Source organism: Acidaminococcus sp. (assembly GCF_057597765.1).
Map to the genome: position 1 here is coordinate 51,352 of NZ_DBMBXK010000003.1, position 13,935 is coordinate 65,286.

The window sequence follows — 13,935 nt, forward strand, 5'->3', positions numbered from 1 at the left end:
TTCCCGCAGTTTTCTTTATGATTCTTATTATACGCAGAAAATTGGGAATAGGAAAGGGGGCTGTTGCGTGCGCAACAGCCCCTTTCCCTGTCAGCAGCTCTTACATCTCCCAAATAAACGCCGCCAGCTGCTTCAGGCCCGGTTCCAGGCTGGTCATGTCCAGTTCTTCCTGGAGGGTGTGGGCCCCTTTGCCCAGGCTGATGCCGAAGGCGATGGCCGGGATGTTCCGACTGAGAGGAATGTTGGCATCAGTACTGCTGGCACTGAACACCGTTTTCAGGCCTTCCCATTTCCGGATGGCGGTGATCCGGTCATGGATTTCATGGTGCTGCACCCCTTCGCTGCAGGGCCGCTCTCCCAGAAGCAGGGTCTCCACCTTTACCTTGTCCGTGGTGTGGGCCTTCAGGATGGCCTGGAAGGCGGCATCCAGCTTTTCCAGTTCGGAATGGGATACGGACCGCAGGTCCACGGTGAATTCCACTTCCGCAGCAATAGAGTTGATGGTGGTGCCTCCCTGGATGGTCCCCACATTGTAGGTGGTCCGGGGATCTTTGGGCACCTGGAGGCTGTAGAAATCCCGGATGATTCCCGCGGCTTCGTTGATGGCGTTGGCTGCCCCGAAAGCCGCATAGCTGTGGCCCCCGGCCGTGACCACATGGACCGCGTACCGCCGGGACCCTACGGCCAGGTTCACGAACCGGTCGCTGTTCCCGTCCACGGCCATGAAATAGCTGAGCCGGTCTCCGAAGGCATCAGTAAGGGCCCGGCTCCCTTTCAGGTTCCCCAGCCCTTCTTCGCCCACATTGAAGGCGAACACCGCCGGCGTCCGGAGCTTCAGTGTCAGCATCATCCGGATCAGGAACAGCAGGGCAGCCACGTCAGAACTGTTGTCCCCGCAGGAAGGGGCCTTCAGGATGTGGCCGTCGATGTCCGGAGTGATCTTGTCCACTCCCGCAAACACCGTATCCATATGGGCAGTGTACAAAGGGAACTTGTCCACTCCTTCAATGCAGTGGGGATAGATCACATTGCCGGCTTCATCCCGGTATGCGCCTTCCGCCCCCATGGCTTCCAATTGTTCCAGGATCCACTGGGCCTTCCTGTCCTCTTCTCCTGTGGGAGAAGGGATGGTGATCACATCATACAGGGTCTGGAGGTATTCCGGCATCCGGTTGTGGATATAGTCCTCCACCATTTTGCGCAGCACGTCATTCATGGGCATGGCTCCTTTCGTATTCGACTCTTCCCTTATTCTACCCCAAATTCTTCCGGAATAAAACCGCTGCCAGCCAGAGGGTCAGGACGGCCACTATGGCCATGGGCAACAGATCCGGGGCAATGGTGCCAAGGCCGGCTCCTTCAAAATAAATCCGGCGGATGGCATCCAGGGCAAACCGGAGAGGATCCCCGTAGGTGAGAATCTGGAGGAACTGGGGCATGTTCCGCACCGGGGTAGCCACCCCGCTCAAAAGGGCATTGGGGATCAGATACACATAGGTGTACACCTGGACCTGCTGCATGGAGCTGCACACGGAAGAAATACTCAGCCCGATGCCGGTGGAACTGAGGAAATAGACCAGCAGCACCAGGTACAGGGTCAGGTAGGATCCTTCAAAAGGCACCTGGAACCAGAACAGATCCAGCAGCAAGAGCAGGGTCCCCTGCATCAGCCCCACCAGCACCGGAGGGAAGGCCTTCCCGATCAGCAGCACCAGAGGGGAAGCCGGAGTCACCAGCAGCTGTTCGAAGGTCCCTTCCTCCCGTTCCCGGGCCACGGACATCCCGGCCAGGAGTATCACCTGGGAAAAGCTCATGAGCCCCAGGATCCCGGGAGCAAAATACCACAGGGTCAGCTGGTTGGGGTTGAACCAGGTCCGGGTTTCCACGGAAAGGGGCGGTTTCTGGCCGGTCCGGGCTTCCAGCCACTGCTGGACCACCCGGGAGGTGTAGGCGGAAGCCAGACTGGCGGTCATGGTATTCCGGCCATCGGTGATTACCTGGAGGGGGGCTTTTTCTCCCTGGGCCAGTTTCTCTTCAAAATCAGAGGGAATGGCCAGCACCACCATGGCTTCCTCCCGGTCGATGGGTCCCTGGATCTGAGAAGAATTCTGCAGATCCGCCACCCGATAAAAGAAATGGGTGCCGTCCAGGGTGGCCAGCAAAGAGGTGGATGCTTCCGAATGGCTCTGGTCCAATACCGCATAGGAAACATTTTCCACGTTGAACGTAGCGGTGTAGCCAAAGACCACCCCCAATACCAGGGTAGGGATCACCAGCACGTAGCGGAAGGCCTTGTCCTTCCAGATGGCCAGCAGTTCCTTCCGGCAGATGAACCGGACCTGCTGACAGAAAAGCTGCCAGGCATTCATTCACTCCACCTTCTTTCGAATGGCTCTCAGGGCCAGACCCACAAACAGGGCCATGAAGAAAATCAGGAACCCGGTCTGGGGCAGGATCACCGGCCAGAGATCACCGGCCAAGAGCAAGGTTTTCAATACAACCAGATAATGTTTGAAAGGCAGCACTTCCCCAATCCACTGGACCCATTGGGGCGTGGCCCGTAGGTCGAACAGGAACCCAGACAGCATGATGCTGGGCAGGAAGCTGACCAGGAGAGCCATCTGGATGGCCATGAACTGGGCTTTGGTCACCACGGAAATCAGCATCCCCATACCCAGGGCCGTCAGGAGATACAGGATGGACATCAGGATCACCAGGGACAGAGATCCCACCAAAGGCACCTGGAACAGGAACCGGGACAGGACCAGACAGATCAGGACACCCAGCATGGCAATGCAGAAATAGGGGATCATCTTGGCCACGATGATTTCCCCTTTTTTTACCGGGGTTACAAACAGGGATTCAAAGGTCCCCCGTTCGTATTCCCGGGCCATGACCCCGGCGGTAAGCAGCACCCCCACAAGGGTCACGATCATCAGGATCAGCCCGGGCAAAAAGTACCAGGTGCTTTCATGGGCATCATTGAACCAGAGCCGGGATTCCAGTTCCACGGCTCCCACGCCCCGGCTGGCCATCTGGCGGGCGGACCACTGGGCCGCCGCCGTTTCCACATAGCTCTGGATGCTCATGGCAGTGGTGGTGTCCGTGCCGTACAGCAGCAGCTGGATCCGTCCGTCCCCCTGATGGAGCTGGCGGCTGAAATCCGGCGGTACCCGGAGGATGGCGTCGATCTTCCGCTGTTCCATGGCCCGGAGCGCCTGATTCATGCTGGTCATGTAGGTAGGTCGGAAGTATTCCGACCCATCCACGAAATCCACCACCTGCTGGGCTTCCGGAGACGCATCTTCCAGCACCACCCCGATGGGGGCGTGCTTCACATCCAGGCTGATGCCGTAGCCGATCACCAGGATCAGGATGATGGGCAGCAGGATGCCCAGGGCCAGGCTGGAGTTGTCCCGGAGCACCTCCCGGAACTCCTTCACCGTCAGAGCCCGGATCCGGCGCAGATTGTCTTTCATTGGGCTGCCTCCTCTCCCCTGGCCCGGGACTGGTTCACAATGTCGATGAACATGGAATCCATATTGGCTCCCGGTTTATGGAGTTTTTCCCGGATCTCGTCTGTGGAACCGATGATCAGCATCTTCCCGTGGTCCTGGATCATGATCCGGTCGCAGTACTCGGATTCTTCCATAAAGTGGGTGGTGATGATGATGGTGGTCCCTTTGCAGGACAGATCCGTGATTTCCCGCCAGAACATCCGCCGGGCCAGAGGATCGATGCCGCTGGTGGGTTCGTCCAGGAACAGGATCTCCGGCTCCTGGAGCAGGGCACAGGCCATGGACAGCCGCTGTTTGTAGCCTCCCGGCAGGTCCCCGGCATTGTGGGATTCCGTCCCGGTGAGCTGGAATTCCTCCAGCACCGTGCGGATCCGTTCCTGGAGCTTCTTCCGGGGCAGTCCGTACATGCCTCCGTAGAACTGGAGATTTTCCAGTACGCTGAGCTTGGTGTACAGGGCAAATTTCTGGGACACGTAGCCAATCTTGGCCCGGGCCTCCGTCCGGGCGGTCCGCAGGTTCTCCCCGGCCACGCTGAGCTTGCCGCCGGTGGCGGGGATCAGGCCGCAGAGCATCCGGAAGGTGGTGGTCTTCCCGGCCCCGTTGGGCCCCAGAAGGCCGAACACCTCTCCTTTGTGGACCTGGAAGGAAGTATGGGAAACCGCGGTGAAATCCCCGAACTTCTTCACCAGGTCCTTCACTTCGATGCTCACTTCATTCTGGGAAGGACGGGGCGGGATCTTGTCCAGAGGAGCCAGGGGGATCCGGGTCTTTTCCAGATCCGCCGCCTGGTGGAGAAGGATCATGAACCCGTCTTCCAGCCGGGGTTCCACCGCCCGGGGGGTCAGGCTCCACCGCTCCAGGGTGGGGATGGGTTCCCCGGGCCGGGCGGCAATGTACCGGACGGTACCGCTTTCCGGCACCGCATCGATGATCTGTTCCGTGTCATCCAGCAGGGATCCCTGGAGCACCCGGTAGGGCAGTTCTTCCGGCGGGTCCACTTCGAAGCATTTTCCCGCCGCCACCTGGCTCAGTTCCTGGGGAGTCCCTTCAAACAGCATCTGGCCCAGGTTCAGCACATACACATGGTCGCACATGGCCGCCTCGTTCATGTAGGCGGTGCATACAATGACGCTGAGGTTTTCTTCCCGGACCATCTGCTTAATGATGATCCACAACTCGTCACGGCTGAGAGGGTCCACCCCTACGGTAGGTTCGTCCAGGATCAGCAGATCCGGAGAACGTACCAGGGTGCAGGCCAGTCCCAGTTTCTGCTTCATGCCCCCGGACAGCTTCCCGGCCAGCCGTCCGGTAAAGGGAGCCAGTCCGGTCATATCCAGCAGTTTGGCAAAACGGTCCTTCCGGGTATCCTGGGGGATCCCGTGAAGGTCCGCATACAGATCCAGGTTCTCCTGGATGGTCAGGTCTTCATAAAGGCCGAATTTCTGGGGCATGTAGCTGATCCGGGACTGGATTTCCTCCGCCCCGGCCACTGAATCCAGCCCCAGCACCTTCAGGCTCCCGCCGGTGGGGTCCATGAGCCCGCAGATCAGCCGCATGGTGGTGGTCTTCCCGGCCCCGTCCGGACCGATGAGGGCGGTCATTTTCCCTTTTTCCGCCCGGAAGTCGATGCCTTGGAGAGCATGGGTCTTTCCCTGCTTGTCATCAAAGAGTTTGTCCAGCTTTTCAGCCTGGACCACCCATTCAGTCATGGCTCTGCTCCGTGTCGATCTGCACCGTGGCGGGCATTCCCATCCGCAGCACATTGTCAGGATCGGTTACATAGACCCGGACTTCGTACAGCAGGGAGGTACGCAGTTCCGTGGTCTGGACCGTTTTGGGGGTGAATTCTGCCGTAGAGGAAATATAGCCAATCTGGCCTTCGATGGGATCCTTGGGATGGCTGTCCGTATAAATCTTCGCCTTCATCCCTTCATAGATCCGGCCCAGATCCTTTTCGCTTACATAGACCCGGACCCATTTCTTTTCATTGAGGGACAGCTTGAACACCGGTTTCTGAGGAGAAGCCATATCCCCCACTTCCAGCAGCCGGGACCGGATGACCCCGTCTGCCGGTGCCTTGAGTTCCGCCTGGCTCAGCAGGTAGTCCACGTGTTTGGCGTCTTCCTGGAGGGCTTTCAGCTGGGCTTCCCCGCTGGCCACATCTTCATCCCGGGGGCCAGCCTGGGCTTTTTCATATTCCTGCCGGGCCGCTTCCGCCTGGGCCGCCGTTACATCCACCTTGGTCCGGGCCGCATCCCGGTCCTGTTTGCTGACGGATTTTCCATTGGAAGAGGCAAAGGCGTTCTCCACCCGGGCCAGATCCTGCCGGGCCTGGTCCGCCTGGGCTGCCGCCTCATCGGCTTTGGCCCGGGCCGCTTCCAGATCTTCCGCCCGGGTGCCGTTGTGGAGTTTGTCCACCACGCTCTGCTGGGCAGCGATCTGGGCCTGGAGCTTGCTCTTCTTGATTTTCAGTTCATCGGTATCCAACCGGGCCAGTACCTGGCCCTTGGTGACCTTGTCTCCTTCTTCCACCATTTCTTCCGCGATCCGGTCGCTTTCCCGGAAGGCCACGGATACTTCCCGCACATCCACGTTCCCGTAGAGGGTCAGCTGCCGGGCCGCCTTCTGCACCTGATACCGGTGGTAGCCGTAGGAGCCCCCGCCGATGAGCAGGGCTGCCGCTGCCACCAGGGCCGCCAGTTTCTTTTTGTCCTGTAAAAGGTTTTCCCAAAATGCCATCATTTATCCTTCCCTTCTGCCCTGCTGATTTCCGCCTGTTCCGCATCAGAAAGAGGCTGCCAGCCGCCGCCCAGTGCCTTGTACAGGTGGATCAGGTCCGCCAGTTCCTGGCCCCGGCTGCGGTTTTCCTGCCGTTTCATGGTAAGCAGGGTCCGTTCGCTGTCCAATACCGGCTGATAATCGCTGAGTCCCGCCTGGAAACGGTTTTCCGCCAGGTCGAAAGCCCCCTGGGCATTGTCCACCCCGGCGGTGAGCTTGTCTTTCCGTTCCTTTTCCTGGACGATACCGGTCATGGCATCCTGGACTTCCCCGGCCGCCTTCAGCACCGTGTTTTCATACTGGGCCTGGTATTCTTTGGCCCGGGCATCCTGCAGCTTCACATTCTGCCGCAGCTGTCCCCCATGGAACAGGGGGAAGGTGAAGGAAGGCGCAATGGCAAAGGAGTGGGCGCCGGAACCGAACAGATTCCCGCCCCCCAGGGTGATGAGCCCCAGGAACCCGTCCAGGGTGAACCGGGGCTTCAGTTCCGCCCGTGCCTCTTTGGTCCGGGCGATCTGGGCTTCCAGCCGCTCTTCCGCCGCCCGGATATCCGGCCGCTGGCGCATCAGGTTGGCGGGAATGGCATGATACAGTTCCGGATCGATTTCCGGCAGATCTTCCGGTTCCAACAGGTCATTGAGCTGGCCCGGTTCCGTCCCGGTAAGGATGGACAGCCGGGTAAGGGTCTCCTGGATGGACTGCCGGGTCCGGGGGATCTCCGCCCGGGTATTCTGTTCCTGGGTCCGCATGGCTTCCAGAGGATAGCCGCTGATCAGCCCCGCATTGTAATTGGTCTGGAGCAGATCTGCTTTTTCCCCTTCCAGGGCTGCATGCCGTTCCAACAGGTCCAGATCCTGCTGGAGGGTCCGGAGAGATACATAGTTGAGGGCTGTTTCCGCACTGAGGGTCACCCAGGTGCTGTACAGGGCTGCATGCTGGGCTGCCAGGTTGTGGGCGGCGCTCTGCTTCTTGGCTTTCAGCCGGCCGAAGAAGTCCGGTTCCCAGGAAGCATCGATGCCCAGCCCGGCTACGGAAGAATTCCGGTTGGGCGGGTTGATCATCCCCGGATAGGGACTCATATCGCTGATTTTGTCGTTGACCCCCTGAGGGGCTTCATACCGTCCGTAGGTGCCTCCCACATTCAGCCAGGGCAGAGCTTCTCCCTTGCTGATCCCCAACTGGGCCCGTGCTTCTTCCACCCGGGCCTGGGCCGCCTGGAGATCCCGGTTGTTTTTCAGAGAAAGTTCGATCAGGGCGTCCAGTTTGGGGTCCTGGAAGGTCTTCCACCAGTCCGCCAGCTGTTCCTCACTGAGCCTGGCCTCCGGCGTGGCCTTGTCATAAGCTGCCGGTTGCTTCTGGGCCAGTTCTGTCCAGGAGGGCATCTTCACCGCCTTGGGCTGGGGATCCTTCTTCCCGGCCAGGGCCGGCTGCATCATCCCCGGTGCCAGGGTCAGGGACAGCCCCACCACCACAGGTTTCCACCATTTCATGGTCATCGCTCCCATCTGTACCAGTAAAATAATTATTCGTTTGATTAATTATACCCTCATTATAGCCCAAAACCGGTCCGGTGGCAAGATGGAGAAAAAAAATGGTTGCACAAAACAGAGGGATTTGTTATACTTCGTTTAGTTAGTAATTGCTAACTATTTTGGCTGGTATTTTTCGAAGTACAGCCATTTTTCTTTGGTTATTAATTAGTCATAGCTAACTTATTCAAGGAGGCTCCACTATGACCATCACCCTGGAAACAGAACTGGTGCGCCAGTGCGCGCCCACCCTGGCCGGTCTCAAAGCCGCCAGTCTGTTCCGCTTCGTTTTCCGTCCCGGAGACAGCCCTTTCGCCCAGATCGGGGAAATCCAGCGCAGCCTGGAACCCAAACAAACCCGTCTGGAAGTCCTGAGCTATGACTGCATCCGGAAAAGTGCCCTCCTGTATGTGTACCGCCCCCACCGGCTCAGCATCCTTCTCCAGGATCCGGAAAGCAGTTCCTTCCTGAAACGCCAGGGCTATGAGGGCTCCACCTGTCAGGAGATCCTGGACCAGATGGCCCTGCGCCTGGCACGGCGGGACCCCTTCCCTCATGAAATCGGCATCCTGCTGGACTATCCTCTGGAAGATGTGAAAGCCTACATGGCCTCCCCCCGGGACAAAGGCGTTTGTTCCGGGTGCTGGAAGGCCTACGGAAACCGGGAACGGGCCGCCTGTTATTTTGCCAAATGCCAGAAATGCACCCGGATCTACTGGCGCTGCTACTGCGCCGGCACTCCCCTCAGCAGGCTGGCGGTGGCTTAAATAAAATGTTTGTCAGCCGGCGTGGCCGGCGGAAAGGATGGATTACAATGAGCAAAATCGCAGTGGTATTCTGGAGCGGGACCGGCAACACAGAAACCATGGCCAAGGCCGTGGAGGACGGTGCCAAAGGCAAAGGAGCTGAAGTGGTGGAATACAATGCTTCCGCCTTTTCCGCCGGGGAAGTGGCCAATTTCGACGCCATCGCCTTCGGCTGCCCGGCCATGGGAGCGGAAGTCCTGGAAGAAGGGGAATTCCAGCCCATGTGGGATGAAGTGAAAGGCAGCCTGAAAGGCAAGAAAATCGCCCTGTTCGGCTCCTACGGCTGGGGCACCGGAGAATGGATGGACAGCTGGAAAGCCGACGCGGAAGCCGAAGGCGCCGTGCTGGCCGCTGATCCGGTAATCGCCAACAACGCCCCGGATGACGATGCCCTGAATCAGTGCAAAGGACTGGGCGATGCACTGGCGTAAAAAGAGGTGGTGCTGCACATTGCGTGCAACACCACCCTTAGCTGTAGAGCCGCATAGCGGCTCAAGTCTGGAGTCGGAAGTCTGGAGCCGAAGGTTAAATTTGTAGGCAAATTTTTTGAATGTGTAGAACCTTTGGACGAAATGATCTCTCAAATTGATTGCGATTCTGTTTCTACAGAATCAAAAGGATCCGTCCAGCTAGACGGATCCTGTCCTGAGGCTTCCGACTGCAGACTCCCGACTTCCGACTAAGGGGCTGTTGCGCATGCAACAGCCCCTTTCAATGAAACACCATTCCCAACACTTTCATTACACAGTACAAAATCCCGCTGGCGATCATGGGACCTACGGGGACGCCTTTGAAGAGGATGACGCCGATGATGGTGCCGATCAGCATGGCGGCCACCACCTGAGGATCCGCCCCCATCAGTTCCACCCCCCAGCGGCCCAATAAGGCCACCAGGGCACCGATGACCAGAGAGGCCATGCCCAGAGGTGTCTTGAACACTCCCAGGGTTTCCGCCAGACCGATTTTCCCGGTAGCGATGGGCACCATCAGCGCTGCCATCAGCAGCATGACCCCCCAGTTCACCCCGTGGCCGCCGAAATAGAGCAGTTTCTCCTCCGGCAGGAACAGCTTCAGCAAGACCAGGAGGCCGGCGGCATAAGATACCGTCAGATTATGGGCCAGATAGCCCAGGACAATCAGAAAGCCAAGGATCAGATAAGGCTGCATATACCTACTTCCCTTCCGTAATCAACAAATAAGAGGCTGGGCAGAACGCCACAGTCTCTTTATTTTACCCTACTTATCCTATTTCTTCAATTCCTCCTCCCACTCCAATACATACTGGACAAAATATTCCACACCCAGTCCCAGGGCTTTTTCGTCGATGTCGAAGTAGGGGCTGTGCTGAGGATACCGGCGGTCTTCTTCCGGGAAGCCGCCGCCCAACAGCAGCAGGCATTTGGGATTGTAGTACTTGGCGAAGTCTTCGCCTCCCATCTGGAGTTCCCAGTCCACCAGCTTGTCCGGGTCGAAGACTTTGGCGCAGGCCCTCCGGCCCGTATCCACACAGGCCTTGTCGTTGATCATGGGCGGAGGCCCGAAATGATACACCGTCCGCAGGGTGGCCCGGGTGGCAGTGCCCACGCCCTGGGCCACCCGTTCCAGGATCCCGGGATAGGCTTCCCGGAGTTCCTTGCTGAAGGTCCGGGCAGTGCCGGAGAGCTGGACTTCTCCCGGGATCACATTGCTGGTGGTGCCCCCCTGGAACCGGGTGACACTGAGTACCGCCGGTTCCAGAGGATTCACTTCCCGGCTCACCACGGACTGGAGGGCGGTAACGAATTCCGCTCCGGCCACAATGGGATCGATGGTCTGATGAGGCAGGGCCCCGTGGCCTCCCTTCCCTTCCACTGTTACATCAAAGGTATCCGCGGCACTCATGACAGGCCCATACCGGAGGGAAGCCCAGCCCGCAGGGATCTTGCTCCAGATATGGAGGGCGATCAGCCGGTCGCATTCCTTCACCAGAGGTTCTTCCTTCATGTAGGCGGCCCCGCTGTTGGCGATTTCTTCTTCTGCCGGCTGGAACAGGAACCGGACGGTCACCGTCAGCTGGTCCTTCAGGGCCGCCAGGATCCTGGCCGTCCCCAGCAGGATGGTAATGTGGGTATCATGGCCGCAGGCATGCATGGTCCCCGGGTTCCGGGATTTGTATTCCGCTTCTCTCAGTTCCGTAATGGGCAGGGCATCGATGTCCGCCCGGATCCCGATAATCCGGTCCGAAGCATGGGGCCCCTTCAAAGTAGCGATCACCCCGGAATGGCAGGATTCCACATAGGGGATCCCCAGTTCATCCAGATAGGCTTCAATGGCTTTCTGGGTCTGGAATTCCTTCCAGGACCGTTCCGGATTTTCGTGGAAATGGCGGCGCAGCCGGACCAGTTCCGGCTGGAGGGCTGCCACCTGTTCTTTTACATCCATGGCAAAGTCTCCTTTTCAGCAGGAAACCCCATCAGCCTGGGCCTCCGGGGTTTGTCTGCACCTGTTTATTTCTTGGCATTGGGGTCGAACCACAGACCCTTGTTGTTTTTCTTCATGTATTCCTGGAATTCCGCGGACTTGTAAGCGTCGGCAATATCCTTGGCCCACTGGGCGTCCTTGTTCTTGTCCTGGACAACCAGCTGGAGCAGCAGGTGCGGCAGGATATCTTCCTTCATCAGAGCGGTGGAAGGATCGATCTTGGCGTTGTAGATGATGGCACCGGTGATCACAATGTAGGAGAAGTCATTCCGGACAGCCGGGATGTTCAGAGATTTCATTTCGGTGAATTTCAGGTGATGGGGATTTTCAATGATATCCTGCTGGGTCACCGTGGACAGATCCTTCTTGGGATCCAGTTTGATCCAGCCGGCCTTCTGGAGCAGGGCATAGGCCCGGGAGGTGTTGGAGGCATCGTTGGGGACGGCCACCGTATCCCCGTCAGCCACCTGATCCAGGCTGCTCTTGGATCCGGCGAAGATTCCGGCCGGAACCGTGGGGATGGGGGTGATGGCCGCCAGATGGCCGTTCTGTTTCTTGTTGAAGTTTTCCATATAAGCGGTGTGCTGTTCCACGTTGAAGTCCACTTCCCCTTCGTTCAGGGCGATGTCCGCCTGGAGCAGGTCGGACATGTCCTTGCCCACAAACTTGTAGCCTTTCTTTTCCAGGATGGGCTTTACCCCTTTTTCAAACAGATCGGAATAAGGACCCTGGGATTTGCTGTACTTCAGTTCCTTTTTGGTGGAAGCCCCTTTGTCGGCGCTTTTGCCGGAATCGCTGCCGCAGCCTGCCACCAGGGCGGTGGTCATCACCGCTGCCAATCCGATTACCAGCCATTTTTTCAGTTTGCTTGTGTTCATGATGTTACCCCCTCAAAATTTGTTATCCATGATTTCTGGTTTTATACGCAAAGTGGTTGCCCACGGTCTGGATGATCTGGACGAAGACAATCAGTACCACCACCGTAAACAGCATCAGCGGCGTGTTCATCCGTTCATACCCGTAGGTCAGGGCCAGGTCCCCTACGCCCCCGGCCCCGATGGCACCGGCCATGGCCGTGGCGCCGATCAGCCCGATGGTGCCGGTGGTAATGGACAGGATCAAAGATCCCTTGGCCTCCGGCAGCAGGAAGTACCAGACGATTTCAAAATAGGAGGCCCCCATGGACTGGGCGGCTTCCACAATGCCCCGGTTCACATCCAGGATGGAGTTCTCGAACAGCCGGGTGAGATAGGGCGTGATGAAGACGATCAGCGGAATCAGCGCCGCGGTGGTGCCGATCCGGGTCCCCACAATGGCCTTGGTCAGGGGCATGATGAAAACCATCAGGATAATGAAAGGAACGCTCCGGATGATGTTGATGATGGTGTTCAGCACCAGATAAATGGGCCGGTTCTTCAGGATCCCGTTGTCGTTGGTCAGCACCAGGATCATGGCCAGGATAATGGCCAGTATGGAGCCCACCAGAAGGGAAACGAACACCATGTACAATGTCTGTTCCGCGCTCAGGATCAGCTGGGACGCGGGAACACCCAATTGGTCGATCATGACAGGCTCACCTCCTTCCACAGAATGCCCTGCTGGGTCAGGTATGCCTCACTCCGGGCAATTTTGTCTCCTTCATCCATGCACTGGAGGATGAACAGGCCCAGGGCGGTTTGCTGGAGTTCTGTCACCGTAGCGAAAACGATGTTGGTTTTCAGACCGAACCGGTCATTAAGTACGGAGATGTCTCCTTCCGAGGCCTGGCGGCCCAGGAAACGGAGTTTCAGCAGCTTGAAGGGACGGGGATCCTTTTTCAGATCTGCCTGGATGCTTTCCGGGATGGTGTCCGGGATGACCGTCCGGACGAACTTCCGGGTAATCTCCTGCTGGGGATTGCTGAATACTTCCAGCACGGACCCCTGTTCCACCACCCGGCCGTGTTCCATGACAGCCACCTTGTTGCACAGCTGCTGGATCACCTGGATCTGATGGGTGACGAACAGGATGGTGATCTTCAGTTCCTTGTTGATCCGCCGGAGCAACTGGAGGATCTGTTCCGTGGTTTCCGGATCCAGGGCGCTGGTGGCTTCATCGCAAAGGAGGATGCTGGGGTTGGTGGCCAGAGCCCGGGCAATGCCCACCCGCTGTTTCTGTCCCCCGGACAGCTGGATGGGATAGGACCCGGCCTTGTCTTCCAGTCCCACGAACTGGAGCAGGGTCTTTACCGTCCGGTCCAGCTGCACCGGCTCCGTGTGGTTCAGCCGCAGGGGAATGGCCACATTTTCGTAGACGGTCCGGGAATCCAGCAGATTGAACTGCTGGAAGATCATGCCGATCTTTTTCCGTACCTTCCGCAGCTCATTGTGGGACAACTGGTCTATGACCTGTCCTTCGATCTCCACATGGCCTTCCGTGGGAGTCTCCAGGGCATTCACCATCCGCAGCAGGGTGGATTTTCCTGCCCCGCTGAAACCGATGACTCCGAAGATATCTCCCTTTTCCACTTCCAGGTTCACATGCTGGAGAGCCTGTACAGCCCCGCTGCCGATCTTGAAAGTTTTGCTGATATCCTGAAACTTGATCAAATCCAACACCTCTTGGTCTGTGTAAACAAAAAGGGCCATCGTCTCAACAGAGACGATGGCCCGTGGTTCCACTCTGATTCACCGGCATCCAAAGGCCGGCCTTTGCAGCAGGGATAACGGCTGCTGACCCGGGGCGCTCTACTGGAAATTCGAGGCCCAGCTCACGGAGGCATTCCCCAAGGTTCCCGCCGCCCGGCTCTCAGCTGCCGCCGGACTCTCTGTGGGCCTTCCCCAAAGGTACTGGTTCCGCTCATTG

The 13,935-nt window shown here is 58.3% G+C and carries 13 protein-coding genes and 1 other annotated feature (1 of these 14 only partly in view); of the genes, 2 read left to right on the forward strand and 11 right to left on the reverse strand.

What is annotated here, in order from left to right; translation table 11 throughout:
• Positions 1-100: 100 nt before the first annotated feature.
• The 6 genes from ACZOF8_RS02490 to ACZOF8_RS02515 are packed head-to-tail and all read right to left on the reverse strand — an operon-like array spanning position 101 to position 7,786.
• Complete coding sequence (locus ACZOF8_RS02490; RefSeq protein ID WP_487426524.1) at positions 101-1,216, reverse strand: M20/M25/M40 family metallo-hydrolase; 1,116 nt, start codon at positions 1,214-1,216, stop codon at positions 101-103.
• A gap of 37 nt (positions 1,217-1,253) precedes the next feature.
• Positions 1,254-2,369 carry an ABC transporter permease gene (locus tag ACZOF8_RS02495; protein ID WP_154487641.1) on the reverse strand — a complete coding sequence of 372 codons (1,116 nt, stop codon included), beginning with the start codon at positions 2,367-2,369 and terminating at the stop codon, positions 1,254-1,256.
• Positions 2,370-3,479 (reverse strand): ABC transporter permease, encoded by a 1,110-nt coding sequence (locus ACZOF8_RS02500; RefSeq protein WP_154487639.1) that lies wholly within the window; start codon positions 3,477-3,479, stop codon positions 2,370-2,372.
• A complete protein-coding gene (locus ACZOF8_RS02505) occupies positions 3,476-5,227 on the reverse strand; it encodes an ATP-binding cassette domain-containing protein (protein ID WP_154487637.1) in 1,752 nt (583 codons plus the stop codon). The genes ACZOF8_RS02500 and ACZOF8_RS02505 overlap by 4 nt, the downstream gene beginning before the upstream one ends.
• Positions 5,220-6,260 carry an HlyD family secretion protein gene (locus ACZOF8_RS02510; protein WP_154487635.1) on the reverse strand — a complete coding sequence of 347 codons (1,041 nt, stop codon included), beginning with the start codon at positions 6,258-6,260 and terminating at the stop codon, positions 5,220-5,222. Before ACZOF8_RS02510 ends, ACZOF8_RS02505 begins: the two co-directional genes overlap by 8 nt.
• Positions 6,257-7,786, reverse strand: coding sequence for an efflux transporter outer membrane subunit (locus ACZOF8_RS02515; protein WP_195839599.1), 1,530 nt, complete (start codon positions 7,784-7,786; stop codon positions 6,257-6,259). Before ACZOF8_RS02515 ends, ACZOF8_RS02510 begins: the two co-directional genes overlap by 4 nt.
• Positions 7,787-8,028: 242 nt before the next feature.
• Here ACZOF8_RS02515 and ACZOF8_RS02520 point away from each other — a divergent pair, with 242 nt between their 5' ends.
• Complete coding sequence (locus ACZOF8_RS02520; protein ID WP_487426525.1) at positions 8,029-8,592, forward strand: DUF3793 family protein; 564 nt, start codon at positions 8,029-8,031, stop codon at positions 8,590-8,592.
• A 47-nt stretch (positions 8,593-8,639) separates the two neighbouring features.
• On the forward strand, positions 8,640-9,062 hold the full coding sequence (locus ACZOF8_RS02525) for a flavodoxin (RefSeq protein ID WP_154487631.1): 423 nt from the start codon (positions 8,640-8,642) through the stop codon (positions 9,060-9,062).
• 280 nt (positions 9,063-9,342) lie between these two features.
• On the opposite strand, the gene ACZOF8_RS02530 is transcribed toward ACZOF8_RS02525, so the two are convergent.
• The 5 genes from ACZOF8_RS02530 to ACZOF8_RS02550 form a co-directional block, all read right to left on the reverse strand.
• Positions 9,343-9,798, reverse strand: a complete 456-nt coding sequence (locus tag ACZOF8_RS02530) for a DUF441 domain-containing protein (RefSeq protein WP_022487503.1) — start codon at positions 9,796-9,798, stop codon at positions 9,343-9,345.
• Between the two features lie 78 nt (positions 9,799-9,876).
• Positions 9,877-11,052 (reverse strand): M20 metallopeptidase family protein, encoded by a 1,176-nt coding sequence (locus tag ACZOF8_RS02535; protein ID WP_154487629.1) that lies wholly within the window; start codon positions 11,050-11,052, stop codon positions 9,877-9,879.
• Between the two features lie 65 nt (positions 11,053-11,117).
• Positions 11,118-11,969, reverse strand: coding sequence for a MetQ/NlpA family ABC transporter substrate-binding protein (locus ACZOF8_RS02540; RefSeq protein WP_154487627.1), 852 nt, complete (start codon positions 11,967-11,969; stop codon positions 11,118-11,120).
• A gap of 22 nt (positions 11,970-11,991) precedes the next feature.
• Positions 11,992-12,657 carry a methionine ABC transporter permease gene (locus ACZOF8_RS02545; protein ID WP_022487506.1) on the reverse strand — a complete coding sequence of 222 codons (666 nt, stop codon included), beginning with the start codon at positions 12,655-12,657 and terminating at the stop codon, positions 11,992-11,994.
• Complete coding sequence (locus ACZOF8_RS02550; RefSeq protein WP_154487625.1) at positions 12,654-13,679, reverse strand: methionine ABC transporter ATP-binding protein; 1,026 nt, start codon at positions 13,677-13,679, stop codon at positions 12,654-12,656. The genes ACZOF8_RS02545 and ACZOF8_RS02550 overlap by 4 nt, the downstream gene beginning before the upstream one ends.
• Positions 13,680-13,724: 45 nt before the next feature.
• Positions 13,725-13,935: a binding site (T-box leader), on the reverse strand (it continues 7 nt past the right edge of the window).